The 25,231-nt window shown below is 52.6% G+C and carries 22 protein-coding genes; 4 read left to right on the top strand and 18 right to left on the bottom strand.

All coding sequences use genetic code 11. From position 1 onward, the window contains the following. The 10 genes from ACTHJR_RS16550 to ACTHJR_RS16505 form a co-directional block, all read right to left on the bottom strand. Nucleotides 1–6,319: phage tail protein (locus ACTHJR_RS16550; protein WP_440524355.1), on the bottom strand; the 6,319-nt coding region annotated here is incomplete at its 3' end. A 49-nt stretch (nucleotides 6,320–6,368) separates the two neighbouring features. Continuing rightward, a complete protein-coding gene (locus tag ACTHJR_RS16545) occupies nucleotides 6,369–6,902 on the bottom strand; it encodes a hypothetical protein (RefSeq protein ID WP_440524354.1) in 534 nt (177 codons plus the stop codon). Nucleotides 6,903–6,921: 19 nt separating this feature from the next. Next, a complete protein-coding gene (locus tag ACTHJR_RS16540) occupies nucleotides 6,922–7,317 on the bottom strand; it encodes a hypothetical protein (protein ID WP_440524353.1) in 396 nt (131 codons plus the stop codon). Beyond that, the gene (locus ACTHJR_RS16535; RefSeq protein WP_440524352.1) at nucleotides 7,318–12,234 is read right to left on the bottom strand and encodes a phage tail tape measure protein; all 4,917 of its coding nucleotides are present in this window, start codon (nucleotides 12,232–12,234) and stop codon (nucleotides 7,318–7,320) included. Nucleotides 12,235–12,265: 31 nt separating this feature from the next. Next, nucleotides 12,266–13,474 carry a hypothetical protein gene (locus ACTHJR_RS16530; RefSeq protein WP_440524351.1) on the bottom strand — a complete coding sequence of 403 codons (1,209 nt, stop codon included), beginning with the start codon at nucleotides 13,472–13,474 and terminating at the stop codon, nucleotides 12,266–12,268. Nucleotides 13,475–13,487: 13 nt separating this feature from the next. After that, a complete protein-coding gene (locus ACTHJR_RS16525) occupies nucleotides 13,488–14,030 on the bottom strand; it encodes a hypothetical protein (protein ID WP_440524350.1) in 543 nt (180 codons plus the stop codon). Further along, entirely contained in the window at nucleotides 14,021–14,350 is a 330-nt protein-coding gene (locus ACTHJR_RS16520) for a Mov34/MPN/PAD-1 family protein (RefSeq protein WP_440524348.1), read from the bottom strand. The genes ACTHJR_RS16525 and ACTHJR_RS16520 overlap by 10 nt, the downstream gene beginning before the upstream one ends. Beyond that, on the bottom strand, nucleotides 14,316–14,792 hold the full coding sequence (locus ACTHJR_RS16515; protein WP_440524347.1) for an NlpC/P60 family protein: 477 nt from the start codon (nucleotides 14,790–14,792) through the stop codon (nucleotides 14,316–14,318). The genes ACTHJR_RS16520 and ACTHJR_RS16515 overlap by 35 nt, the downstream gene beginning before the upstream one ends. Next, on the bottom strand, nucleotides 14,789–15,286 hold the full coding sequence (locus tag ACTHJR_RS16510; protein WP_440524346.1) for a hypothetical protein: 498 nt from the start codon (nucleotides 15,284–15,286) through the stop codon (nucleotides 14,789–14,791). The genes ACTHJR_RS16515 and ACTHJR_RS16510 overlap by 4 nt, the downstream gene beginning before the upstream one ends. A gap of 67 nt (nucleotides 15,287–15,353) precedes the next feature. Next, the gene (locus tag ACTHJR_RS16505; RefSeq protein WP_440524345.1) at nucleotides 15,354–16,193 is read right to left on the bottom strand and encodes a hypothetical protein; all 840 of its coding nucleotides are present in this window, start codon (nucleotides 16,191–16,193) and stop codon (nucleotides 15,354–15,356) included. A gap of 144 nt (nucleotides 16,194–16,337) precedes the next feature. Between ACTHJR_RS16505 and ACTHJR_RS16500 the strand changes: the two genes are divergently transcribed. The 3 genes from ACTHJR_RS16500 to ACTHJR_RS16490 are packed head-to-tail and all read left to right on the top strand — an operon-like array spanning nucleotide 16,338 to nucleotide 17,192. Further along, a complete protein-coding gene (locus tag ACTHJR_RS16500; protein ID WP_440524344.1) occupies nucleotides 16,338–16,511 on the top strand; it encodes a hypothetical protein in 174 nt (57 codons plus the stop codon). Continuing rightward, on the top strand, nucleotides 16,504–16,950 hold the full coding sequence (locus ACTHJR_RS16495) for a hypothetical protein (protein WP_440524343.1): 447 nt from the start codon (nucleotides 16,504–16,506) through the stop codon (nucleotides 16,948–16,950). The genes ACTHJR_RS16500 and ACTHJR_RS16495 overlap by 8 nt, the downstream gene beginning before the upstream one ends. 17 nt (nucleotides 16,951–16,967) lie before the next feature. Then, nucleotides 16,968–17,192, top strand: a complete 225-nt coding sequence (locus ACTHJR_RS16490; RefSeq protein WP_440524341.1) for a hypothetical protein — start codon at nucleotides 16,968–16,970, stop codon at nucleotides 17,190–17,192. Here the strand turns inward: ACTHJR_RS16490 and ACTHJR_RS16485 are convergent. After that, the gene (locus ACTHJR_RS16485; protein WP_440524340.1) at nucleotides 17,189–18,004 is read right to left on the bottom strand and encodes a hypothetical protein; all 816 of its coding nucleotides are present in this window, start codon (nucleotides 18,002–18,004) and stop codon (nucleotides 17,189–17,191) included. The two genes, ACTHJR_RS16490 and ACTHJR_RS16485, sit on opposite strands and share 4 nt — an antisense overlap. A gap of 70 nt (nucleotides 18,005–18,074) precedes the next feature. On the opposite strand from ACTHJR_RS16485, the gene ACTHJR_RS16480 reads away from it, so the two are divergent. Then, nucleotides 18,075–18,515, top strand: a complete 441-nt coding sequence (locus ACTHJR_RS16480) for a hypothetical protein (RefSeq protein WP_440524339.1) — start codon at nucleotides 18,075–18,077, stop codon at nucleotides 18,513–18,515. Here the strand turns inward: ACTHJR_RS16480 and ACTHJR_RS16475 are convergent. The 7 genes from ACTHJR_RS16475 to ACTHJR_RS16445 all read right to left on the bottom strand — a co-directional run. Next, entirely contained in the window at nucleotides 18,512–19,114 is a 603-nt protein-coding gene (locus ACTHJR_RS16475) for a hypothetical protein (RefSeq protein WP_440524338.1), read from the bottom strand. The two genes, ACTHJR_RS16480 and ACTHJR_RS16475, sit on opposite strands and share 4 nt — an antisense overlap. Before the next feature lie 101 nt (nucleotides 19,115–19,215). After that, the gene (locus ACTHJR_RS16470; RefSeq protein WP_440524336.1) at nucleotides 19,216–19,524 is read right to left on the bottom strand and encodes a hypothetical protein; all 309 of its coding nucleotides are present in this window, start codon (nucleotides 19,522–19,524) and stop codon (nucleotides 19,216–19,218) included. Nucleotides 19,525–19,570: 46 nt separating this feature from the next. Next, nucleotides 19,571–20,767, bottom strand: coding sequence for a phage major capsid protein (locus tag ACTHJR_RS16465; RefSeq protein WP_440524334.1), 1,197 nt, complete (start codon nucleotides 20,765–20,767; stop codon nucleotides 19,571–19,573). Nucleotides 20,768–20,782: 15 nt separating this feature from the next. Then, nucleotides 20,783–21,187: a hypothetical protein gene (locus ACTHJR_RS16460; RefSeq protein ID WP_440524333.1), complete on the bottom strand. Its 405-nt coding sequence runs from the start codon at nucleotides 21,185–21,187 to the stop codon at nucleotides 20,783–20,785. 13 nt (nucleotides 21,188–21,200) lie between these two features. Beyond that, a complete protein-coding gene (locus ACTHJR_RS16455; protein WP_440524332.1) occupies nucleotides 21,201–22,361 on the bottom strand; it encodes a hypothetical protein in 1,161 nt (386 codons plus the stop codon). A gap of 168 nt (nucleotides 22,362–22,529) precedes the next feature. Next, a complete protein-coding gene (locus tag ACTHJR_RS16450) occupies nucleotides 22,530–24,041 on the bottom strand; it encodes a hypothetical protein (RefSeq protein ID WP_440524330.1) in 1,512 nt (503 codons plus the stop codon). Continuing rightward, nucleotides 24,041–25,231 (bottom strand): phage terminase large subunit family protein (locus tag ACTHJR_RS16445; RefSeq protein WP_440524329.1); only part of this gene is annotated, 1,191 nt, incomplete at its 5' end. The genes ACTHJR_RS16445 and ACTHJR_RS16450, both read right to left, overlap by 1 nt.

Genomic DNA, 25,231 nt, shown 5'->3' with positions numbered 1-25,231 from the left:
CGAGAGCGGAGTTGGACACGTCGGTGGCCGCAGGGGTGCCGCCGATGTTAGCCGTGAAGTTCGTCGTACCCGAAGCGACGTTCACACACTGAGGCGAGCTAGTGGGCGACACAATAGTGCCAATTTCCAAGCCATTCTCAGTGCGGCGAACTGCCGCAATACCGAAGGAGTAGGCCTGAGCAGGGTTGACACCCTCGAAACGATAGTACGAACCACCTGTGGTGTTGACCGAGAAGCTGACGCTAGCATCAGTAATCGTTGGAGCCGATGATGTTTTGTTCCAGAACAGCATCAGGAAGTCAGCCTGATTGGTGCCTTGGACATAGGCGTTCCAGTTGACCTGTATATCGCGCGTGCCGTTGGTGTTGTCAGTGATCGTAATCGCTGACGGGACAGGGTTGTTAGTCGGAGCACCTGCAGTGCGGTACTTTGCCGTGCCGGTGAAAGCCGTTTGCCCGTTGGCAGCGCTGGTCGTAGTCGTGCTCAAGGCCGTGCCCGACACCGTGATCGAGCCTGCGAGAGCCGTACCAGCCGTGAGCGTGGCAGCCGACAATGTGCCAGCGGTGATGCGGTCACCGTTCAAAGTACCAACGGTAATCTTGTTTGTAGTACTCGCACCGTCTGCGATCATGGTGGTCGTATTCTGTTCGATGAACTGGAAGTCATCAACCCAGACGCTGAGAGGTCCGCCAGTATAGTTCAGCGGAGTAATCGAAACCCAGTAGACACCCGCAGGGACCGTATAAGTGAACTCGCGAGGGTTCCACGAAGCCGTAATAGCGCCGTTACTGATAAGATCAGTAAAGCTAGTTGCTACCCCTGCCGAGACATAGCCCGATGTTGGGGCTGACGTACGCTCGTGAATGCGAAGATACCAACCGCTGGAAGTTGCCGTCGCGCCTTTCTCACTCCAGCGCACCGAATAAGTCCTACCCGGAACAACGGGCATAGCCCTATTATCGATACCGATACTGTTACCGGAGGCAGTTTTGCTCAGCAAGAAGCTATAAGCACCGCTATTTTTATCAGCATTGGTAGCTGAGAAGGTGCTCCCTGCGCTGTTATACGAAGGATCAACTAACCAGCCGTCGGTGGTACCGCTTTCGCCGCCGGGGTTACCGACAAGGTTACCGCCAAACTGACCAACTGCCAACTGCGTGGTAGTAATGCTGCCAACAGAAAGCTGTGCAGCACCAATCGAATTGGCATAAATCTTCGAGCCATCGATAATCGTACGACCGTAAGTCGCAATCAAGTTAGTGCCGCCAAGATAGGTAGCCATCAGCGCGACATTTGAATTTAGTGCGGTCGAAGCCGTAGTCGTTGCTGTTAGACTGGTAGCACCTTGGGTCCAGTAAATGTACAGGGTGCCGCTAGTATAAGCCTGAGAGCCAGCGCTGATACTAACAGTTTGAACCGTACCGCTATTATCGACATAGCTAATAGAACCTGCAGTCCACCCCAACAGGTTGGAAGTTCCGCCAGAGTTGTGGGTAAACTCAATGCCGGAAACAGTGATACCGCGCGTGGCAAGAACAAGGTTCTGAGCCGTGATTGTATTAGCTGCAATAGCTGTCGCAGTGATCGAGCCATCGACCACAAGCTGACCATCGGCCATACGATTGAGGAAGGGGTTGGCCATATAGGCCACACCTGCTGGAACCGTGGACAAGTTAACAGGCTGCAAGGTAATAAGCAGGTATGCAGCATTTGATGGGGCAACCAAGTAGCCCTTACCGCTGGCTGCCGTTACCGTGCCTGCCAAAATAACGTCAGCCGGAGCGGGGCTATTGGTATAGATGCCATACTGAACTTGATCGGTGACGCCAGTATAAGCCTTGGTGGCAGTGTACCATTGCAGCGTCGCAATGAGACGACCATTCCAGCCAGCTTTGATTAGGACTGGACACGTGAAACGATATGCCTGACCGGGCTGAACTGGAATATAGTTCTGCGGAGGGGTAGTAAGTCCTGCATACGAGTTAGTCGTAGCCCCAGCATAATCCCACTTCAAAGCCCGTGCGATACCGAGCGTGGTGGTAACATCTGTGTCCGTAGTGTTGATAGTTAGTGCCGGAGGCGTAGTGCCACCTGAGCCCTGAACCCAGAACACATTGCCAGAAGGACCAACACTGCGGAACTCAGGATCGCGGATTTGGTTGAAGGCATCGCCAATCAGCAGGTGGTTAGCCATGATCTGCTGAGCAGCAATGTCAGCCGCCTGAATAGCGCCAGCTACGAACTTGCCTGCCGAAATTGAGTTAGCAGCAATATCCGCACCATCGGTCTGCACAGACCAGAACGAAGTACCCGTCGTCGATGTGTCAGTCCAGCGATAGACCTTCTTATCAGTCGTCAAATAAATCTGGCGACCTTCAAAGTTACCCGTCGATGGTTTAGAAGAAACCTTCTCAACCGGAGCAAGTCCTGTAGCGAACTTCGTAATATCAATCGCACCAGCAGCGACCATACCGCTCGTAATAAAGCCGGTACCAATTTGATTGGCAGAAAGTTGCTCTAGTACAGCGAACTCATCGAAATAAACAGTGAGAGCCGTAGAGGTCGTATAGTTGATGATTTCAACTGCCATGTACTGAGCACCAGCAGGAGTCGTAATCACCTGATCATATGGAACATACGAAGTTGTCAGAGGACCGTTAGACGCTCCAGTAAGATCGATAGTCGAACCAACCGCAGTTGTACCATATCCTTGAGCATCAACTGCCGAGAAGAAATAGACGCGGATATAGAAACCATTTGTAGTTGCAGAACTACCTTTGGCTTGTACCTTGATATTGTAAGGCGTGCTTTGCTTTACAGGAATAGCACGCATACGACCACTGGACTGATTACCAGTCGCCGTCTTTGCTGCTGCAAAAGCATAACTACCGTTTACACCCTGACCACTCACAGCCGCAAACGTGGAGCCAGCCGATGTGAAAGCACCAAGTTTCCAGCCTGCTGATGTGCCGCTATCAGCATTGCCATTCATGACAAGGTTAGGACCAGCGCCGCCAAAGCCTGTAGCTACCTGATCAGCGGTGATAAAACCACTGAGGTCTGTAGTAGCAACGAAACCCGGTGTGCCATTTGCGCCCGAGGAGAAACCGCTGGTATTCAGCGAGGTGTCTACTGACTTGAGCCAGTAGAACCGCTGACCAGAAGTAGTCAGGCCAGTGCGCGCGTATGCACCGGGAGCGCCGGGGGCAGCTTCAACGGTGGCAATCTTTGTTGCTGTTGCACTGTTGTTAGTCGTGTTTTCCCAGATTTCGACTGCATCCAAGTCAACAGCGCTATCGTTTGTCCAGTTCAGCCACAGAGAAGTATAGCCAGCGGTGATAGTAAAACCAGTCGGTACTGCAGGAGCCGTAGTATCCTTAATCGTCGTGTGAGGAACAGTGGACGAATAGCCGCTAGGATTGCCGCTCTTATCCGTGGCTCGTACCTTAACATTGAAAGCGGTGTTTGCCGGAACCTTCAACTCAAGACGAGGGCTGATAACTGTGTATTCAATAAATGAGCCCGCGCCTTGCTGCACCGCAAACTGATAGCTACCAATGTCAGGTGCCACAGACGCAGTGCAAGTGGCAACAAGCGTTATGATCGGCTGGCCAGTAACCGGATCATTAGTAAGGTTTGACGAAACGGCAAGACCCGTCGGTACGCCCGGAGCAACAGTGTCATTAGCCGCCGCTGCGATATTAGCGAGCACGGTGCCGCTGGGGACCCCGCCAACATTTGCAGTATCATTGGCCGTGTTATTACCCGTGACGTCTGCCCCCGGCTCGGCAGGTTGCAGATCATTAATCGGCACGGTAGGATCACCACTGACAGGATCAACGTAATAGACTTGAGCCGCATCAATGAGGGCTTGCGTTAGATCGATGTTGCCAGTCAGTGGAGTCGAGTAGTTACCTCGACGGTCGATAGTACAAACCTCAAAAGCATAGTTACCAGTGCCGGGGTTAACCAACTCAAAGCTGCTATCCTGAGTGCGCTCGATGTCAGTAATCCATGCACCGCCATTGACCGAGTGCCGAACGCGGAAGCCGCTGATAAATGCGCCAGCAGGCCGAACCCAATTAGCTGCCACGTTCGTGTTGCTGCCCTGCTCTGCAGGAACACTGACTACGGAAAGGAAAGGTCCGCCATCAGGCGCAGTCGGGGGAGGAACGACACCGCGAAGGTCTTGGTACACCGTGTCCTGATTGCTGACGTTATCTGCAAGGGCGTACTTCGCAGTGTAAACCTCAATAGCGCTAATGCTGACACGTTCGCCGTCGTCGTTTGGCGTAACATCCACAACCCTATACATCTTAGGAATTGTGGGCAGGCCTGTTGCCGACAACGCAATATCGAGATTAGCAGGGATATCAGCAGGCAGAGCCGTGTCAAAATACAGTGTGCGAACATCACCACGCTGCCCCGACGTGTTGATGACATTCACCGTGCCCGTCAGAGTCGGTTTCTTCCAGTCGTCGTTGGTCGGCTGGGTCGTTGTGTTCGGAGTATAATTCGGGTTAGGGCTGGCGTAGTTCATCGTGTAGGTCACACCGACCTCAAGACGAACGGTGTCGCGCAGAGTGATGCTCTTGCGATCAGCCGCAACAGTAACAGCGCGACCAGTGGTGCGCACACCGTTGGTGGTCAAATCGCCGTCAGCAATAAGGATGCAGTCAAGTGGCTCGACGTTACGTCCACGACGAGTAGTAGTGAAGGTAACCATTCGTGTTTCGTGGACAGACGTGAGCAGCCGCAACATCGTGCGGCGCATAGCTTCCTGTCGTCCGGTGCAGCCGACACCTACGATTGTAGTTGGTTTGCGACCAATAGTGGCGATGGAGGTATTGTCATATAGACGAACAGCGTCATCACGATAGTCGAACTCTTTGTTTTTGAACTTGAAAGTGATATCGTTATAACGAGTATCGACGTCAGTGCTGCTATAAACAAACTCATTTTCAATATCTTCAAGCGTAAAGATATCCACAGCATTGCTGGGCTTATCCATCTTGATACGCCACTCACCGTCACCCGTATCCCATGCGAGAGCGCCAACAGCGCCCGCGAGATACCGGATAAAGTCTTCAGCTTTCTGCTGCTCCGTAACTGCAATATTGATCGAGAACCTTGGCTCTTGACCCCCAGCACCATCCGGCACCAGTGCCGAGCAATACTTGGACATTTCCAAGGCGTCCCACTTATTCAAGTAGGAGCCCGGTGCTATCAGCGACAGCCCTGACAAGCTATCCGAAATGGCATCATTGATAATCCACGCAGGATCATTGGTCCACGCCTTAGCCCAAGACCCGTCCCAAATTGCACCGGTATAAACGCGGGTATCAGGATTAAAGACTGTGCTGGGCGGCACAGAAACGATCTTAGCATCCCACTCGCCAGTGACCTCAGGAACGCCCGAAAGCTGGTCGGATGCCTTGCCATAAAGCTGCATCCATGCAACGCCCTTCCAATCAGGATCATTGCCCATGTTATTGGCGTAGACTGCCGCAAGCGACTCCCACGAGATATTGCGCTTATCGAAGTTCGGATCAGCGTCTACGCTCTCAGGTTGGACAAGGCGACAGCGCACGTCCCACTGCTTATTAGCATAAGCACCGGTATTTGGCACAGCAATGCGAAGTTCATAGACAGAAGCGCTTGTCGTTTTACCTGTAATAGAATAACCGGGGCTGCTGGGATTAATGAAATTCCCACCGGCATCATAGTATTGCTGAGGAAACAAGCCCTTAATTAAGGTTCCCCACGCAGTGCTGAAATTTATACCCTGCTCATTATAGGTACCAGTGACAGTACCCATCTCGGGCGCAATCCAGTTAGTCAGCCCAGTAGGCTTCATCTGGATTTCAATAGTTGCCGTATTAGAATAAACGCCGTTTTTGTCTTGATGATAGAGCTGATTGACGATGAATCGCAGATCGATGAAGTCTGCGTTGGTGTTCGTCAGTGTCTTGGTAATCCAAGGACCGGGGCCACTGCTATTGGTATTGCCGAGCGTCAGGTTGACGTTCTGAGGCGAGGCTCCAGCACCTAGCTTAAGCTGCACCGTTTGCGGATACTTCGTAGGATCACCGTCACCGATCAGGCAGACGAAGTCGCCAAAGTTCAGTTCGCCAGTTTCATTCTCGATTGCCGTACCATCGAGCTTAATGGACTTAAGGCCACGCGTTGGTCCTTTCAGGGGACCAATGGCAACACCCATGATCCCTTCAAAGGTATCATTCGAGCGCAAGTTATCGGGGGTTTGTTTAAACCCGCTGCTGCTCGACTTAGAACCTGAAAAGACGATATGGTCGCTCACGATTTCCCGGCTATTCAAAATTTGGGAAATTTCCCAAAACTGTTGTGAATTATGTCAGGACCCCAATATAGCACCCGAGTTGCTTGTCCACCTTAGTTATCGCGCGGTTGTCAATCAAATCGTCATCCTGCACCGGCGACCCCGTGATGAACCGGACCTGTTCGAAGTTTACTCGAATCTGCCTATCGAAAGCTTCACGATCAATTGGTTCGATAGCAGCATATATAGTTCCGAGTGTCTGCAGAGAGTCATCCATCGGCAATCGAGTAATCGGATCAATGACCTTCATACGCCGCTGCCACAGATACTTTCCAGTTGGTTCGAACAAACGAAAGCTTTGCCAAATAGTACCTTCGTGCGTTTCAGACGGACCATTATCGCCGCAGATAAAAACCTGACCTCCCGGTGCACGCACGACCATGCCACTGCGTAGTCCCGTCGGAAAGTCAGTACGCAACACATGGCGAGGCTGCACGAAGATATAGGACGGCTGAGCCTGCTGATCAGTCTCAGATAAAATAGCATTCACTTGTCCACTACCACCCTGCACGACGGTAAATGGAACTTCGAAGCGACGGTTCATTTGAGTGAGGCTAGCCATATTAGTACCCCGGATTATGATCGATCATTTGAATTTCAAATGCATCGATAAGACCATTAGAGTTTTCCAGCGACTCTGGCACATTAACTGGCTGATTGAAGCGTACTGTCAGTGAACCAAGATGTGGATGTGTCCACGTAAATGGGTTCCACACACCATTGCGCTCATAGAATTGCTCTAGCAAACGAGCATTGATAGTTGGATTAGTCGTGGTGTCATAAAGACCGCTCGACTGCAAATACCAGCGCAGCCCAAACAGCTTGACCTTAAATTTCTTCTGGTAGGGGACAGTTGGTTTTGCCGTAAAGGTCCAGCCATTCATAGAGATTGCCTGAACAGGATCAGGAGGAAGATTGGTTACGACCTGAGTATTAGGGCAAAAGTTAAACGTCTCCATTTATGCCACCTGCGAGATATGCTTAACGAGTTTACTAGTCTCACCGCCCGAGAGCATGTCTTGCTGAATAGTAATAAGCACGTCATCCTTAGTAAGCTGCGGCTGCGATTGTGGAGCCACAAGGAAGATGCGCATATCCTGACGAGCCTGCCCCGGAAGAACCGGCATAGACTGGGTGTTACGAATTGCATCGGCACCGCTGGAGTTCAGACGACGCATGAAGTCTTCACCAACGCTATCGACAGCGCGCTTATTAATGACCCACTCACCGCGTGCAAGCTTTTTGTAGACACTATCTCGGTTAGGCGTACCTTGGTTGACACGACCACCACCGATCATGCCTTCAATCGCAGGACCACCGTCGAAGTTGCCGGGAGTGTTGCCGAAGAAAGTTCCAGCCGCGTCGCCTGACCCGCCACCAAAAATACTAAAGTCTCCGCTGCCTGCTCCAAAGCCACCGCCACTACCGCCGGGGAATAGACTAAAAATCATTTTAAGGATTTGGGTGGCAATGAACTTAGCAACCAACTGATCGATGTATTTTGCGATGGACTTGACAAAGTTGCCAAAAGCTTGACCCGCAGATTGAGAACCGTCGAGGATCGACGTGAACATATCTGTCAAGCCATTCTGCAGCGTTTCGATACCCTGATACAGGTTCTTATTGAGATACTGAGTAAAGTTATCACCGGCGCTATTCGCCAGTTTCCAAGCCTCGATTGCCTGTTGAGCGCCTTCACCCAAAGTCTTAGGAATAAGTCCGCCCGCGCCTAATGCCGCATCAAGTGCAATCTTCTTCTGGGTCAGGTCATCAACTTCCTTAGAAAGCTGATCAATTTCCTGAGTAAGCTGTGGTACGTTGTACGCATTAGGATCATTAGCAATCTTATTCTTAAGATCAGCAATCTGCGCATTGCGTGCTTCGATCTGACCGGGAATGGCAGCCGCCGTCGCGCGATCCAGAGCTTCTTGAGCAGCACCGGCACGATGCTGAGCCAGCACTCGGACATAATCGGGGACATTGCCACTGTTGGACTCATAGCTGAGGCCGCTAAGTTGTGCATCGGCAAACGCCTTGGAAGCTTTCGAATCCTTAATAGCCCGCTCGAATGCCAGATCAGCCGCCGCAATCTGAGCCTTGATACCCTTCAACAGGGCATCCGTCATCTTGTCTTGGAACTCAGCAATGTTCTGGGCGATCTGCTCATCAACCTGAGCCATCTTGACCTTGAACGCCTGAGTGTTGGGACCTACGCCCTCAGCCGCAAGCTGCGCCTGCGCGGCGGCTCTCGTATCTTTATTTAGCTGGTCCAGCGTCTTCTTGGCATTGGCAACCGCCGCGTCGAAGGCATCCTTAGTCGAGGCGCGAGCAACGTCCTGCAAGTCGGTACGAAGTTTCCGTTGATCAAGAGTAACCTGACCCTCAGCTAGACTTGAGAGATATCCCTGAGTATCAAGGTCAGATTGATCCTTGCTAAAACGCTGACCCTTACGGATACCGGCATGGATGTGTGCGCCTGTGCCCTGATTTTTTCCTTTACCGGTTTCATAGATAACCGTTGCTTCGATGCCCTTATTAGCCAAGGCTTTTTTGATGGCCGCTGCCATTTGATCACCAGCTTCTTTGCTGGGAGCGGTATAAGGGAAGTCCTGAGCCAAACCATAAGTATGGTCCGAGCGTTTAGCTCTCGTGGCACCGCGCGCGACTAGAGCGTCTTGTTCAGCTTGTGAACGATAGCCAGAACCGGCCTTTAAACCAAATTCGGTGCCGACCAAATTTATCAAGTCTTCACGGGTAATTAGCGGGCGCTTACGCTCTTCAGCTTCGCGACGCTTTTGTTCCTTCAGTTCCTCCTTGGTCGGCACCAGTGCGGCGTCTGCCTCGCTGATGATCGATTTGAAATCTGTCAAGAACGCTTCAAGCGTGGGGCGATACTGAGACTTAAGCGTCTTGTCATTCAGCAGATTGTTGATGCTAGTAATCTGCCCCTTGGCAATTGCCTTGGCTTCAGCAGCTTTCTTGGCCTTGTCATCGCCTGTGAGTGTAGAAAGACTGTTAACTATGCTCTGGGCATTTGCGAGGTTTTGGCTGTAATACTTACCCTGCTCCGTGGCTTTAGCCATGGTATCGTTAAGTGTATCCGTCGCCAATGTCTGATTATTAGCCGCCATCGTGCTATCGCCAATCGCGATAGCAAGACTACGAAGCTCAGGAATATCATATTTATTACCAAGATCAGCCAAAACTTGCTGACTATTGGGCGCAGTTGGATTACTCCAAGCATTGCTGGCCGACTTATAGTCTTCCTTGTTCTTGCCCATCTTCTCAAAGATTTCAGCCTGTTTACCCGGAACAGCAATCTGGGCTCTTATCGATTTGATAGTTGCATCCGCAACAGACTTCTGCTGGCCGTACAAGGCCGCTTGATTAGTAAGAAAGGCCGATTGTACCTTAAGAGCCTCGCCGCGATATTTCTGCATCGCCTGAATAAGGTCGCCATACTTATCGGTCGAGTTGGTAAGGTACTTTGCCAGCCCTTCGAACTTAGAGGTCAGAGTAACAGTTTCGGCAGTTACACGAACCGTGTTACCCTTGAGGCTCGACTGTTGATCAATGAGACGGCTGTATTCTTTGTCTAACTCTGAAATCTTGTCGCCATTAGCAGATAGCTTGTCCTCGTTATCGGACACAGCAGTAGTCAGCCGCTCGAACTCTGCAGCAGTTCCAGAAGCATTTTTCTTCAAATAAGACTGTGCATTAACCCACGCATCGATAGTCGCCAAAAGATTTGCGCCGGGAACATTGCGTACAAGAGTAGAATCAATACCGTTATTACGCGGATTGATTAGATCAATCTTGTCTTTGAGACGACCAAATTCTTCACTAGTACCCTTAGTAGTCTCGTTTGTTTTGCTCATGTAGTCGTTGATGACTTTTAACGCATCAGTAATCGTTGTTAGCCATGCCTCGACTTCAGGAGCCAGTTTCTTCTGGGTGATATTGATGAAACGCTGCCACTGAGCAGTCAGCGTGTTCATTGCACGTTCGTTTGCACGAGCAGCCGCACCCTGCTGGGCAAACGACAGTTGCAAACGATCCATCACATCAATGTTGTTTTTCGCGACAAGGTAGAATGCCGCCGCCCGCGTTTCGAGGGCACCGTATGCCTGAGCAGACCCAAAGCCCTTTTCCTTGAGGGTTTCAAGAACCGCACCAAGACCGCGAGAACGAACATCAACATCGGCCATCGAAATGCCGAGGTTCTTGAGCGTTTCCTTCAGCTTCTCAGTGGGCGTCTGTAGATCAACAAGGAACTGACGGAAGCCAGTACCGATGGTCGAGCCGCTCTTGATACCCGCCTGTGCAACAGCGCCAATCGTAGAGAGCATCTCTTCGAGGCTGATATTCTGCTCGTAGGCGGTAGCACCAACATACTGAATGGCCTGACCCGTCTGCTGCACCGTCAGCTTGGTGCGGTTCAGAGCAGAGGTCATCAGGTCAGCAACGCGACCAGTTTCACTTGCTTGCAGATTGAATGCGCCAAGAGCGCTAGTGACAAGATTCACTGCCTCATCAGGAGTAGCACCTGAGGCATTGGCTAGCGTCGCCACCGATGCCAGCACATCGTGCATCTGATTGGCACTGACACCTGCCTGCGCGAGGGTCTGACTGATCTTAGCTAGGTCGAGAACCGAGAAGCGCGACGTAGCACCGATATCATAGATGGAAGCCTTGAGCTTAACCATTTGAGAATCGGTAGCATCAGCAATGGCCTGCAGCTTGCCAAACTCATCATCCAATTGTTTGAAAGAAGACGCGGTTTGTTCAACGACATTTACAATGCCGAATAGAGCCGTAGCAATACCGCCGTAGAGAGCAGTATTAAAGAAAGCTGTAGAGACACGCTGATCCAAAGCACGCCCCGGCCCGCTGAAGAAACCGCCGGTTCCACCCCCGCCAGCACCGCCGCCTCCGCCTGCACCCCCGCCGTTGGCCCTGCGTTGCTCAGCTATGTTCTGAGTAATCTGACGACCGCGAGCTTTCTCAATCTCTAGGTTTTCCAGCAGCACTCGCTGTTCAGCTTGATCAGCCGTTTTAAGCTCTTGCCGCAAAACTGCGATCCTAGCAGCCGTCTCTAACTGCGCCCGGTTCAGGGCCTCACTGGTGGTAAGTTGCTTTGCGTCCGCAATGGCTATCTCCTTGCGGGTGCGCAGCGAGAGGCCAGCCGCCGCTGCTTCCTGCTGCCGAGAAGCCGTAATCTTTGCAGCTAGGGCTGCCTGAGCGTCTGTGACAGCGTTTATTTCGGGACCGAGATTAACTCGACGACCGTCGCTTGCGGCTGTGTAAAGCGCTTGACGAGCGGAGATGATCTTATTGATTTCGTCAGTATAATCGCCACCTTGGAAACGCGCACGGTTCTGCAGAGCAGTAAACTGCCTGTCGAGCGTCGATAAAGTCTTTGAGGCTTCCTGCAGCTTATTAAGCTGGTCAGTCTGAATGAGCGTAGCAAAGCCACCCTGCGCCCCCCGTGCTGCAATTTTCTGCTGCAACGCTGAAATCTTAGCATCAATTGCCTCGACTTCATTGCGCGCAGTCTTGAGCGAGCGCGCATAGTTAGTGGCATCAACCGTGGCCTTTGCCAGACCACGGTTGTTATTCAGAGCCTGAATGTTCCCGGAAGGGGTGTTGTCAACCTTGGCCAGCGTGCGCATCTGGCCAAGTGCTTTTTCCAGTCGATTGACTGTTACGTCGAGTGCCTTGTCAAACTGTTTCGTACCGGCGTTGGCGTTCTCGACAATCTTGGTAATGTCGCCGGAAATCTTGGCAATCTTCTGCTGAACCGACTGCATGACATTAAAGACTGCCTTACCATCGGCGTCGATAATGACTTCTTCTTCAATCGTCGGTCCAGCCATGTGCCTGCTTGTTAGTTAATTGGAATGAAAATCAAGGGGTACTTGTATAACCGAGCATTTCAGGTGTGACGGTATTTGTTCCAACTTCGCCGAACACCTTCGAGTAGGTAATGCAGCGCACCTGTCGATTGCCCATATAACCGTACCGTGCGGCATGAGCATCACGGGCTGCAAGGGTTGAGTGCTGAACCACGATAGCACCGCCGTGATCTTTCTCTTCACGGTGATGGCGGTGGCCGGTGTGGATATAGACGTAGGAACTTTCACCCCACGCCTTACGGAACTGGTTCGCAAACAGCGCGGGCAGACCGGCATTCTTATGCAGATGACCGTGATGAAAGCCGAGCATCGTGTTGCCCCACTGGAAGTGGTAATATGGCAGGGCACTGTCATCGACAGTAACACGCGGCTCATTCTCATAAAGAGCCGCAAACATTGCTCGCAACCAAATCGAACCCACAATGTCATGGTTACCTTCGGCCATGATCACGTGCACGTGATTGTGAGTTTGCAATGCGCGATCAATGATACGGCGCAGAACGCGGATGGCAGCACCAACGATTTTTGGGAATCGGCCATCAGCGTCGAGAATGTTACCGCTGGTGGGTGTCAGGGGGAGCAAGCCATCAGTGTGCAAAAAGTCACCAAGCTGATTGATGACGGCAGTGTGAGCATTAGGCGACCGATCAATCATGGCTTCGAAGACGCGATAGATCATGTCTTCGGCAATCTTTAGGTCCCAGTCAGCGCCACCTTCCTTGCGCCATGCAAGCATGCCCATGTGGTAATCGGTAATGGTGAAAAGATTGCACAGGTCATCACTTGTATTGACCGCCGGTGAACTCGGCTGTGGTTCGAGCCGAGGAAGCTCCTGAGACATTGCCTCGAAAGCTTCCTTCAAAGCTTCTTGACGAGCCTCGTCATCCTTGTCCGTCTTCTGCCAGAAGCCCCTCAGTTCCGTAGAACCATCGGGGTTGACCCGGTAATAGTCCGAACGACCCTTGACAAGGAACCCGAACGGGACAGGATTGATCATCTGATGCTCGGGGCTGTAACCCGATATCGCTGCTCTGCGCTGCACTCGTGCTATCACTTTCTGGACAGTGCTGTGGTGCTGGCCGAGGCTTCGGGCCGCTTCGCGCATACTTCCCCCGCTCGCGATAACTGCGTCGATGGCTTGGATTTGGGTAGGTGTCGTAGCCCACTCTTTCAGGGCCTCATTAACAATAAGGTTTGGCATGGTGTTTTCCTCATTAGGTAGGATTGGCAGGGAACACGCCCTGCGTTAAGTTACTGCTATCCGACTGGAGACTTAGCCAGTGCGGTGCAATATCGATACGACCCCAAGCCATAATGATTGGAGTTCCAACAGCGGTCGTATTTTTGTTTATGCCCAGATATTTCGATGCATCTGGATCGTTATTTTTAGAAGCCGTAGGTGACTTGAAAAAGATTCCCATGACGCCCTGCAGAACCAGCGAGACACCCGCAGCCATCAGCACCTGTTGCAAGCCGGGAATGGGGATAAATAGAGCCCCGACGATAAGCACAGCGCCGATGATGATTTTACCAAAATTACCGCCTCCACCGATCAGCGCTGGCATCATGTGGATTTCATCAGCAGTCTCTTCAAAATCCTCTTCCCGGTCAAAACCCGGCACTTGGACCATTAGGTCCTTTGGCCAGTTCTCTTGCTGACGCGAAAAACCATCGATAGCATCACGCACGCTGGAAGCTTGGATTTCAAAGAAAGGACCGTACAGAGCACGAAGCTCGCCATGGAAAATTAGTCGCATGCGATGACCACTCCGTCTTCGACCTTGTAGGTCATCATGCACTTCTTCCCGTCACGGATACCGATGATGATATGCTCCAAATCAGGCCAGCCTAGAAAGCCAGCATAGTCCTCGCCGCTGAGATTTGGTTCGCCCTGCGGGTGAGTGTGCCACGTGGCTTTCACTTCATCATCTGCAATGAAGGGAAGCGCCTGTTTAGAGTTCATCAGATATGAGCGGGTAGGGTCCTCAGCACAGTTTTCGATTTCCACAATCGTACCGTCGTGGAGGACGAACCCGCAGCGCTCATTCGGATTGTTCAAGTCGAGCATATCGAGCATCAACAAGTGTCCTTATATCGACGTCTGGATATACTGGTCGCAAATCCGGTACGTCAGGGTGACGAAGTAAGAAAGCAGAGTGATTCCGCCAAAAATCATCATAGGGGTCTTTGCTAGAAAGGCGACCATAAAGATGGTGAACCAACATTCCGTCGCCAATGTAAATCGCAAAGTGGTTTGGATTGCTAGCCCCGATGCACACGCATAGCACGTCGCCGGGGCGGAGGTCTTTGGCTTTGAAATCAGTAATCATTTCAAAGCCCTCTTTTTCATGAAGAAGGCGGATCAGATCGAGACGGTCAGCATCCCAGTCAGAGGGACGCGCGTAGTTTCGTATATCGATATTGAAGTTCTGTTTGAAGAACTCCCGACCCAAAGCGAAACAGTCATTCACACCCCAGTGGAAAGGCCGTCCAATAAGATTGTCATACTCTAGGTTCATGACATTAATACCGCAGGGAAGGCTGGAGTGAGATACTGACGGTATGGCATCGAGAAGCCAAGCGAGTCCGACACCGTTGCAAGCTGCATCGAGACGCTACTTCTAGAATATTGTTCAACGCGCTTCACTCGATAGGTCATTATGTCACGGATAAGACGGTTATTGACGACATTATCGAGCAGTAGGGTTAGCTTAACAATGATGGCATTGTCGAGATACCCGTCATAAATCAGCGGTTTGAACAGCGATAGGTCGATGTTCTGCTGACCGATTTGCAACTTGGGCATGCTAAGGCCTGTGTCCGACGTCTTTTTTTCGCCTGTTAGGGTCATCGGAACACCGGTGTAAAGATTGCCTCGCCATGTTACGTCGTTATCCGGCTTGAACCTAACGGTGCCGGAACCACCTGACGGCGTGAGTTCGAATAGATTTACAACACCATCTGCCAGCAGGCTATGACTGTCGGCAATGTGTTCGACTGGCATTTCACTCATGACTTGCCCTTAAAACAAAAAGGACGGGTTTTGCAACCCGTCCTTTTCGAACCACAGCGCTGAGTTATTATGCGCCCACGTATACGCGACCCGGAGCACGAGTACCAATCTCTGCGAGACGGCCCGTCGCTTCGCTCGCCGACATAATCAGCGGAGCAAGCTCCCAAGGCATCGAGTTGTATTGCGTCTCTTGGTACGCAATCTCGAAGCCCTTGACCACGCGCACCTTCGGGAAGACGGCGGTAACCGGACGGTTGTAGTTCGTCAGGTTGCCCGTAATCTTGACACCGAACAGGTCGTCATAGTCCATGTTGCCAACGGCAACATCCTGCACGACCCACACGTAGTCACCGATGGCAAAGCTCATGCCCGTCGGGATGGCGTAAGTACCGGCAATCGGCACGGTATAGGGGCCGGTGCCAGTGGCCGCACCGGAACTTTTGGTCGGGAACACCAGACCTTCGGTCGTTGCCGATTGGATCAGCAACGTAGCACCCGAGGGGATATCGCTCAGCGAAGAAATGGCAGAAGCAGACTCGCCGGGGACCGGCGCGCTGTTCATAACCAGCGAGACAGCAGCCGCACCGGCAGCAGTCGTAAGCTGGCCACGCTTCACCTGCGACGCGGCACCCGACAGGGCGTGCGCACGCATATAGTTCTGAGCGGTCATTTCGAAAACATTGGCGGTGATGCTCGCTTTCACGTTCGTGCGCTTGCTATCGACCGTAACCTGAGCCACGCCGTTGAGCAGTTCCTGAATGGAGCCATCAACCGTGACTTGGACTTCCTGCACCATACCCACCGAATGCTGCGACGGGTTCAGCGAGAACACATCGGTGGTGAAGGCCGGAGCCATCATCAGCGTCGCGCTGGACAGGGAAAATGCGGACTTCTGGACGTCGGCCATTGGGGCACTCCTAAATTAATTCACAGTTGCCTCTCGCCTTTTATGTGGGTCAACCTCAATGGGAGTTCTGTCAACCACTAATAACCGCTTGGAATACACATGCCAATTAATGCTTCACCCAGAGAGACGCATCGGAGTTTTACGGTGCGGGTGCCGATTGCGGATTATCTTGAGATTGCTGATGCAGCAAATCGAGAGGATGTTCCGATCAATACTAAGGTCAATGAGTATCTTGCTCTTGGCCGTGAACGAAGCACTCGATTAGACGCGGTTATCCGCCGCTTGCTTATCGAACAGGAGTCTACTGAACATGCCTGAGACTTTTACCCCAAAGGACATGGAACGTCCGCCGCTCACTTTAGACGTAGGCATTGAAGGTTTTGAACCGATTAAGATGACCTATGGTCTACAGATGGATTTGCAGCGTCTGCTGCCCGATCCGGGCTCCGCTACCGAGATGCTTCTTACCAATGCGTATATGCTCGACTATGTCGTTCGTCGAGTGATGACCGATAAGAAGGGCACTATTACCAAGGAAGAAGACCTCGTTAGTATGGAGGATGTGGACCTTGACCCGGATCAGATCAAATTGATCATTGATTGGGTGGTGAAACATATCCTCTATTTTTTCGTGAAGCGGGCCAACTTGCTGGTCCAGAACGGACTCCAGTTCAAGGAAGCCCTACCGACCCAATTCACAACTGGTTTTCCGACCTTGGATTCGGTGATGCCTGCTGCTGGGCCTTCGGCTGCGTAGAAGGTGACCTAGACGAGTTGTACTGGAAGTACTCCTTCTATGAACTTCGACAGAAGATTCAGTTGAAGTACGGAGAACTCAACGCCACGTTGATTTCTCAGCACAACTCGTTGGCCATGATTGTTGCTCAGGCACTTGGTGGTAAAACTGGCGGAACCTCTGCTCCTGCTAAGGATGCTACTAAGGGAGCCGCATCGGTCGATGGCGCAGTAGCAAATATCAACAAGATGCTCGGTTTTTAACGAGTGCGACCAGCGCTTCCACGAGCAGACGTAAGACCCTTTTGGAGCCGTTCATAAACAGCGTTCGGTACTGACCTAGTCAGAAAGAATGCCAAGAACGGCTCCAAGGTGGGCCGGTAGCGCATTCCTGTAGACTGTCCCGAGCGTTTGGCAAGTCTATATCCTAGCTCTGGATCAGAGCGTTTAACCAAGCCCATCAAGGCGTCATTTCCAGTGGCAGATATAGGCGTCATCGGATCACCGGTGCGAAGTGCAGGCAGCATAGCAGGAGTGATTTCAGTTAATGCCTCAACTCGCAAAGTGCCTACCTGCACCTTCATGTGACCTTGCTGCCCCTCAACTCTGAACTGGGTAGCTCCGGGCCGTTCCACATGATTAGCTTTACGGAAAGATACCTTGATTGGACCAAACATGGTCTGCCAGTTCTGGCCATTCATTTTTCGAGAGGTATATCCACTGTATTCAAACCAGCGCGTGTGTCCCACCGTTCGTTTCTTGTAAGATAGATACTTAGCGCTTCGCGGTGCCCACTCAGGCAACGGAGCCTTGATTGGCATGTCATCGAAAAGCTCAGTGCCAAGCTGAAACCCCAAAGTACCGCCGGGTCCACTTGAACTACCAGAAGCACCAACTATGTAGCGGCGAAAGCTGGCAGCAACGTAGTTGAGTTCCTTCTGGATATCTGTCTTAATCTGCGCTTGAATTTTGTTGACCACTTCATCATAGCTCTCATCGGCATAACGAAATGCGAAGTCCTCAACTATGGCCTGAGCAAAGTTATTGCCAAACCGCTGCCGCGATGAGCGGTCCAAGACGTCTCCACCGCCCTGCTGCTGGACGACGAAGCGACTACGTAGAGCGCTTTTAGCCATAGGAACGTCGATGCCTTCTGTTGTCAAACCCGTTTACAAGTCTCTGGTTCGTCACGTCAATGACCAGATCGATGAACTGAACAATTTGGGAAATTTCCCAACTTTGCAGTATCACGATTTCGAGTCTCGTGGTGATGAAGACAAGCTGCCTCGCACCACTCTGGTCGGATTGGATGGCTTCTCATTTGACAAGAACAAGGGTCTGTGGATCATTAGAGTAGCCCTCGCTATCTCAAGCTATCGGGATGCTAACCTGCTGCACGAGATGGACCTTATCGATGAACTTGAGCAGCGTATGGGGGAAGAGCAAACCATTCCGCTGCGAGAGATGATAAACGGGGATGAGGTATCTGAACTCTACGTGCAGAAATTTCAGATTTATCCGATGGCTCAATCTGAGCTTCGCAATTACCGCACGATTGCTATGGAGCTTAGCCGCACCGGTGTTTAAGCGCCAGTGATGGTGTCGGTATCCGGGTAAGCAACGATAAACAGACCGGTGAAGTTAGCGCTCGGATCGAACGTAGGATCGATAATTAGCACGCCTTCAACAATCAGGTTTTGCAGAGAAGCTCCAACAGCTTCCCAGTCCACATCTTGAAGCTGGAACTGATTGGTGCCGCTCGTTTCCTTGCTGGCAACCCTAACGGCCATGGTAGGAATTAGCGCAAAAGCCGCTGTGGCTTCGATGGCATCTCGAATTGTAACTAGGGTCAGAGGATCGGAAATATCCGCTGCATCGAGCGCCGCTCCGGTAACCGAATCACGAAACGAAAGATACGCCCTAACCAAGTCAATCTGATCATCAGGCAAATCCTTCTTTTGCACACCTAGCTTAGTGCGCACACCATCACAGGAAACAGCAAAAGGAAGAGAGGCCTGCAGGGTGTAGCGTAAGCTGTCATTAACTGCGACACCACCAACGGTGAAGCTCCAATCAAGATCGCGCGAACCAATCAGGTCGCCTGTCGGCAACTGATTATCCACAGCAGAAATCGTGATATTATCTGAGATAGCATCGACGGCAGGGGTGATGGTACCAGAGTCCATCAGGAGGCCATCTGCTCCGTATAAGCTCCATGAAATGTTCCCGTCAGGATGGCCTGACGGGAACATGACTGGAAAGGTTAGAGTGGTGTTAGCACGGACAATCATACTTCTTTGAGTTCGCCGCTTTCGAGCTTCATGTCAATGAAAGAAGTGCGGGTGACTTCGGTGCCCTCAGAGTCCGCTTCGATGACTTCCAGCGTGTACGGATCGTACAGCAGGAACTCACCGGTCGTCTTCACCTTGATCTTTTCGCCCGTCGCGCCCGGAGCAGGCGCAGTATGCGAGGGATCAAGATCAGGCTTGTCCGCCTTTTCCGTCTTGGGGCTGCGAGGACCGCTAGAACGCCGCTGGATTTCACCTTCAGCCTCCTGAGCACTCGACTGCGGTTTCCCGCCAGAGTTAGCTGCCATGATAATTCTCCTTATAGAATCAGGGGGCCTTTCGGCCCCCATCATCTTAGTTAAGGTTGAGGACCGAGCGGGTATCGCCGAAGATCAGTCGATAGCCCTTGTTCACGGTCTTGACGTACCGGACCTTCTGGTTCTCGATAGCGCGGACGCTCTCTTCGATGTCCGAACCGTTCTCGACCAGTTCCTCGACAGTCTCATTCTTGATCATGCCGAGAATCTTCGCCGCCGGAGCCGTCGAGCTAATCGCGAACGAGATGTTCGGGAGGAAGCCCGAGGGAATGTCCATGTTGACATTGACACCGGCCTTGCGGAGGTTGTCCACCACCGAAGCACCAGCGTTCGCCGTCGGGGTGGCGAACATACGCTGCCACTCCAGATACATGTCCCAGTTGCCCACGACAGTGTCGATGGGCGTACCGGCCTTCGCCTGCTGGACGAGCCAAGCAAGGAAGACTTCCCAGTTGATCCGGCCCGCAACAGTCGTCGGAGGGGTCGGGAGGGTCGCAGCCAGCGTCGCGGCGTTCGTCACCGGAGCCGCAGCGTTCACACCATCACCGTTGAAGAGCAGCGAGGTAGCGATAGCCGCCTGACCGATGGCCACTTCGCGGTTCTGACGAGCCGCATACGGGGTCACCAGATCGAGGCTAGCACGGCGCTCGAACTCGTAGGTGAACTCGATGCCGCCACCGAACTTGAAGAACTTGACGCTCTTCTCGGTCGTGCGCAGCGAGCGGATCGGAATGCGGCCACCTTCGGCGATGACACCAGTCTGCTGGTAGTCACTCGCTTGGTCGTTGACCACCGTGGTGATCATTTCGACGCCGTTGATGGTACGCGACTGCGCGATCAGGTTCTCGACGTTTTCGAGTTGATCCTGCCGGTACTTCCACTGCAGGATGTTGTCGATAACCTGCGGGAACATCGCGCGGGTACCCGGATACGTCTGGAACGTCTCCGAAGCAGCCTGCAGGACGATACCCTTCGAGAAATCGTCGCGCACCGGCAGACCAAGGAAAGCCAGAGCAGCCTCGAAGCCGTCAAACTTCGCGCCCTTAAACTGACCTTCCTCGGGGTTCACCGCGAGACGGAGGTAGTCATCGACGTTCAGTTGCGCGTTCTTCGCGTTCTGCACGAGCTTCTGGCCAGCGGCCAGACTTGCCTGCAGGTTGTCGTTCTTGATGTCCTTCAGCACAACCTCGGCGGGCTGGCGATTACGGACGATGGAAAGCAGATCGTTCGTCATGGTCTTTGGTTCCTCTTAGAGCTTCTCGACCACGACGTAGTCGGTGCCGGTTTCGATAACCTGATTGTGGAGGGTCGTCTGCGACGTGGCCAGCTTGACCACACCAGCAGTTGCCGAGCCCGACACAACATTGCCGACCGCGATGCCGTGACCGACAGCCGCAGGCAGCTTCTCCTTGAACCGACGCTGCACCGCGCCAGTCTTGAAGCCGAGCGAATCGCGATTTTCAATCGACACCAGCCGACCGAAAATAACGTCGTTGTCTCCAGTCAGCTTGACCGTATTAGCAGCGGTCGTATCGAGAGCCACCGCCTTGCCCACATCAGCGCTGGCATCTACCGTGCCGCTGATGAGGTAAGTGAAGGTGAATGCATCGATCGGGAAACCGAAGGAAACAACACTGGCAGGATTGTAAGCCATTTTCCTTTACTCCTTAGTTCTTGCGGGTAGCGAAGGCACTGGCGTCGAAGGCAAGCTTCGCTTTGCCATCTTCGTCCGTTGCCGCCGCTTGCGACACGCCACCCACAGGGAGAATGGCAGTCAGGTTGGCCGTACGCTCGTTGATCTCCTTCTTGAGATCAGCAACCGTGGTCGGCAGCTTGTCATCGGCGAGCTTCTCTTCGCCCTTCGCTACGCGAAGATGCTGATACTGCTCCTGCAGGAAGGCTACAGCCTCGCCCGCTTCCGACTTCGAGGACTCGTAGTCCTCGGGGGTCTTGCTCTCGGCCTTGGCAGCCGCGAGTTCGGTCGTAAGACGCTCGTTTTCAGTCTTGAGCGCGTCACGCTCGCTGGTACGTGCAGTCAGGTCAGCCGTCAGGGTCGCCTTCTCCGCCGTCAAGGTTGCGGTCTTACGGACTTCATCCGTAAAATCCTTCATAAGCTGAATATTGTCACTCATTTCAATTTCTTTCCCTAGTGACGCCTGCACAACAAGCGCATTTGGTTCGAAACCCTTCGCCGCGAGACGGAGAGCAGCTTCGGGCGCGAGCTTTGCGTCAGATTTGCCGACAATTTTAGGCTTGTCCGCTGCACCACGGGCAACCAACGACAATTCAATGAACTGTTGAAGGCCGACCATCTCAGCGTGAACGCCATCTTCACCAATGTGATGGCCATTCCCGCAAGTACGTTCATAGATGTTCTCGGTAGCACCGAAACCGAAATAGTCCCAGCCACATTCCGAGCACAGAAATTCAGTGGACAGGAACGCACAGCTTACTTCATCAAGCGAGCCAGCATTCAGTTTCTCTATAAGAGCAGTCTCACTGGGGTCGAGATAGAACAGCATACGCATTTCGATGCCGTCCGTATTGTACTCAAGACCGGCGAAAAACGCACGGCCCTTCGGGGCGCCCCACAATTCATGATCAGCGATTAGCGGAATATGGTTTCCGGCGTTGATGTAATCGACCATCTGCAGCAAAGTAATTGGGGCGACTGTTGCTTTTTCGAAGATGGTTCCGTCCTTCCCCGGCAGCGGCAAGGTATTGAGAGCAATAGTCTCGAATACTGCCAGCTTGGACGTATCTACGTCCGGGCCTACTGCCTTATGGATCAAGTCCGACAGTTCCGGGGTCATTGGAAGTTGTTTCATGCCACTGCCTCTATTCTTAAAAAAGCGGTTGAGGCGAGAAAGGTATTGACAACCGCTATCAACCGCTTAAATCGAAACACGGTCACGGGCATAGGTGGCTTCCTTCTCTGGAGCACTTTTTAGCTCCAGCGCCCCGCCGAACTGTTCCTCCGGGTTCGGCGGGGCCTCTTACAGAGGAATCTCGAAAGTTAGCTTACCAGCGGGCTTCTTGTTTGTATTGCCGGATTTCGCCTTATTGTCTGTTGCCACGCCGTTGCCGCCGTCCCCCGACTGACTGCGACCCAAAGGATCACTGTTAGGTGTGACACCATCCGAATTAACGCTAACCGTCTGTTGATCGAGGAAGCCTGTGCCGGACAATTCAGGCTGACCCGGCAGCGGCGGACGGCCATACATCTCCATCGAATATTCGATATCTGTGATCAGACCAAGGCTCAGGTCTTGCTTGAGACGGCTGGACTTCATTGTCAACTGAGGCTCAAGTTCCATGCGAGGCCGCAACTCGACAGGTGGAAACACAACCTCAATACGGCCATCGTATCCCGAGAGGCGCGCAGCTAGCGTCAGCGCCTTGGTGAGAATCCCAGCCACAGTGCGGTTCAAAGCATCAGCCGAAAGAGCAAACAGGCGTGCTTCAGTCGAGGCCACCTGTCCATTGCTACCCTTGCCAACAACCGCAGGCATGACCTTCAGTGCGGCTTGGTTCTGGGCATCGAGTACCTGAATGACGTTCTCGATGGGCAAGCTCACGCCGGGATTCTTGTCATTGATGATCTTCGCCTGCACAGCATCCGAGTGCACGAACACGCCGCTGGCCTGCATCGCCGCAAACTGCTGGCGGATACGGCCCATCTCGTCTTCGACGAACTCGCGGACTTTCTTAGGGTCATTGCGAAACTGCGGTGGCGCATTGGCATTCAGCACTTCCTGCACCACCGAGATATCCATACGAGGATAGCCCGTGATCTTCATGATGCGATAAAGGTCGTTTATAACCTGCGTGCGCGTAGCAATCGTATTGATGGCAGATACGAACGGTGAGTAGCTATAGACCGATAGCGGAGACTGGTGGAAATAAGACGTGAAGAACGTCGGGATATTTAGATCGATCTGGTCATTCGAACCGGCGGGTTTCTGCAATGGTGCGTAGACACCGTTCTGCTTCTCATGCCACTCAATCGTACCGGGGTCGATAATACGCAACTCGCTGGGGACATAAGCCTTGTCGAGTACGAGTTCACCGGCGGTCATGCCGCGTAGCATAACCATGTAGCGATGGTTGTTGCACATAGCATCAACCGTATCCTTGGCGGAATATCCGATAGTATAGTCGTTGGTCGTAGTTAGCTGGGCAAAAATCTGCTGGCCAAGAGCAATGCCCTTGGTATCGATATTGTCCTTGACATCGTACGCGAAGATGACCGGGTCCACGCTCTCGGCCATGGTTAGAAACGAACTCACGGCTGCCGAGATATCGGGATCGGTATTAACCAGCGTGGCCAGCAAAGTGCGAGCGTCATTAGAAACGCGGCTGGTATAGATGTCATCAAGATGATCGCGATACAGCGGAGCGCTGATCGTATCGGTACGAGGATTAAAGGTCGTGGAGTAGCCTCGGCCACCTTTTACGCCCTTGCCCTTGGGGAGCAGAATTGCTCCAAGCCCGTCAGTAATTGCCATCAGTTAAACCTCGATAGACGGTCCAGTCCCTTGAGCGAGTGCTGGCCAAGATTTCCCGTTGCTGCCCAATCGATACCGAACATTGAAAGCGAATTTGCCGTCGTGCCGACTTGGGTAGCGTAAATATGCTCACAAACTCGCCGAGCTAGCAGGTTCAAGGCCATAGAGTGAAAATAGTGGTCATTACCAGTTGTTTTTTTCCACTCAGCCTCGGCATCGGGTTGTTCATCGCGCACCATATCGCTTAGATGTGCGATTAAAGTCTCCTTCTGACCCCCATAACCAGAAATAACCATCTTCTTATGGCTGATCCAAGAATGCAGACGGTCTAAGATTAGAGTTCTGTTTGCTGAATAGTGCGACAGCGTTTTAGTATCAGATTCGAAGACCGGCTGTAGGGGCTGTGTGCCGCGATACTGGATCGGTACTACAAGCAGATTAGTTACATCGCGCAACGCGTCGGCCTGCGGAGTGTACGGGAAACGGTCCACAGCGCCTTGCACAAGGTTGGGATAGATGCGCCGCAATTCATCGATACGGTTCTCAAGATTGGTGATCGGCACCGTTTCGAACAAAATGAAGTGAGGCAAGCCCTCTTGCGTATCCACGCTTAGGGTCAGGTGGCAGATCATGCCCACGTCTACGCCCAAGAATACCGGAGCGTCCGCCGATATGTCAGGCACACCGGCGGTGCCCGCGTTCATGCAGGCCTCAATGTCCTGACGCTGTATCTGGGCGTCCGCTGCCGTATATGGTTCGCCCAACACCGTGTTATAGAATTGGCGCAGCGTGCCTTCCTCTTGGTGCTTAGCAAGCTGGCCAAAGATATACGCCGGTTTCAGGCGGCTGGTCGAAAACGGACGGACTTGATAGCTACGGAACATTGTCCTAGTCGGGAACACCGCAACCCATTCACGGAAAGCCGGGTTGGATACGTCGAGGCGACGCTGACACTTTTCGCACTTCACATGACAGCCTGCCAGATCGAGCAAGCTAATCTGGTCCGGGGTAAGCTCCATGAAGGTTTCGACATCGAAGTGGAAATTGTCGATGTGAACAAACTCATGGGAGAAGCGAGGAATCTGCCAGTGATTGCAGGCGGGGCAACGGCACATGTACTCACGCTGGTCGCCCATCTTGTGCTTCTTGTCGATGCCATACCCAACGAAGGTAGGCGTGGAGAAGGCCTG

Source organism: Sphingomonas sp. (assembly GCF_051962185.1).
GTDB lineage: Bacteria > Pseudomonadota > Alphaproteobacteria > Sphingomonadales > Sphingomonadaceae > Sphingomonas.
The sequence above is the reverse complement of the archived record's forward strand: the minus strand, read 5'-3'. Positions and strand labels throughout refer to the sequence as shown.

What these genes read in the sequence shown, in the direction of transcription:
- ACTHJR_RS16545 (WP_440524354.1), bottom strand. Translation starts at nt 6,902, where the DNA reads ATGAACCGTCGCTTCGAAGTTCCATTTACCGTCGTGCAGGGTGGTAGT.
- ACTHJR_RS16540 (WP_440524353.1), bottom strand. Translation starts at nt 7,317, where the DNA reads ATGGAGACGTTTAACTTTTGCCCTAATACTCAGGTCGTAACCAATCTT.
- ACTHJR_RS16535 (WP_440524352.1), bottom strand. Translation starts at nt 12,234, where the DNA reads ATGGCTGGACCGACGATTGAAGAAGAAGTCATTATCGACGCCGATGGT.
- ACTHJR_RS16530 (WP_440524351.1), bottom strand. Translation starts at nt 13,474, where the DNA reads ATGCCAAACCTTATTGTTAATGAGGCCCTGAAAGAGTGGGCTACGACA.
- ACTHJR_RS16525 (WP_440524350.1), bottom strand. Translation starts at nt 14,030, where the DNA reads ATGCGACTAATTTTCCATGGCGAGCTTCGTGCTCTGTACGGTCCTTTC.
- ACTHJR_RS16520 (WP_440524348.1), bottom strand. Translation starts at nt 14,350, where the DNA reads ATGCTCGATATGCTCGACTTGAACAATCCGAATGAGCGCTGCGGGTTC.
- ACTHJR_RS16515 (WP_440524347.1), bottom strand. Translation starts at nt 14,792, where the DNA reads ATGAACCTAGAGTATGACAATCTTATTGGACGGCCTTTCCACTGGGGT.
- ACTHJR_RS16510 (WP_440524346.1), bottom strand. Translation starts at nt 15,286, where the DNA reads ATGAGTGAAATGCCAGTCGAACACATTGCCGACAGTCATAGCCTGCTG.
- ACTHJR_RS16505 (WP_440524345.1), bottom strand. Translation starts at nt 16,193, where the DNA reads ATGGCCGACGTCCAGAAGTCCGCATTTTCCCTGTCCAGCGCGACGCTG.
- ACTHJR_RS16495 (WP_440524343.1), top strand. Translation starts at nt 16,504, where the DNA reads ATGCCTGAGACTTTTACCCCAAAGGACATGGAACGTCCGCCGCTCACT.
- ACTHJR_RS16480 (WP_440524339.1), top strand. Translation starts at nt 18,075, where the DNA reads ATGCCTTCTGTTGTCAAACCCGTTTACAAGTCTCTGGTTCGTCACGTC.
- ACTHJR_RS16475 (WP_440524338.1), bottom strand. Translation starts at nt 19,114, where the DNA reads ATGGACTCTGGTACCATCACCCCTGCCGTCGATGCTATCTCAGATAAT.
- ACTHJR_RS16470 (WP_440524336.1), bottom strand. Translation starts at nt 19,524, where the DNA reads ATGGCAGCTAACTCTGGCGGGAAACCGCAGTCGAGTGCTCAGGAGGCT.
- ACTHJR_RS16465 (WP_440524334.1), bottom strand. Translation starts at nt 20,767, where the DNA reads ATGACGAACGATCTGCTTTCCATCGTCCGTAATCGCCAGCCCGCCGAG.
- ACTHJR_RS16460 (WP_440524333.1), bottom strand. Translation starts at nt 21,187, where the DNA reads ATGGCTTACAATCCTGCCAGTGTTGTTTCCTTCGGTTTCCCGATCGAT.
- ACTHJR_RS16455 (WP_440524332.1), bottom strand. Translation starts at nt 22,361, where the DNA reads ATGAAACAACTTCCAATGACCCCGGAACTGTCGGACTTGATCCATAAG.
- ACTHJR_RS16450 (WP_440524330.1), bottom strand. Translation starts at nt 24,041, where the DNA reads ATGGCAATTACTGACGGGCTTGGAGCAATTCTGCTCCCCAAGGGCAAG.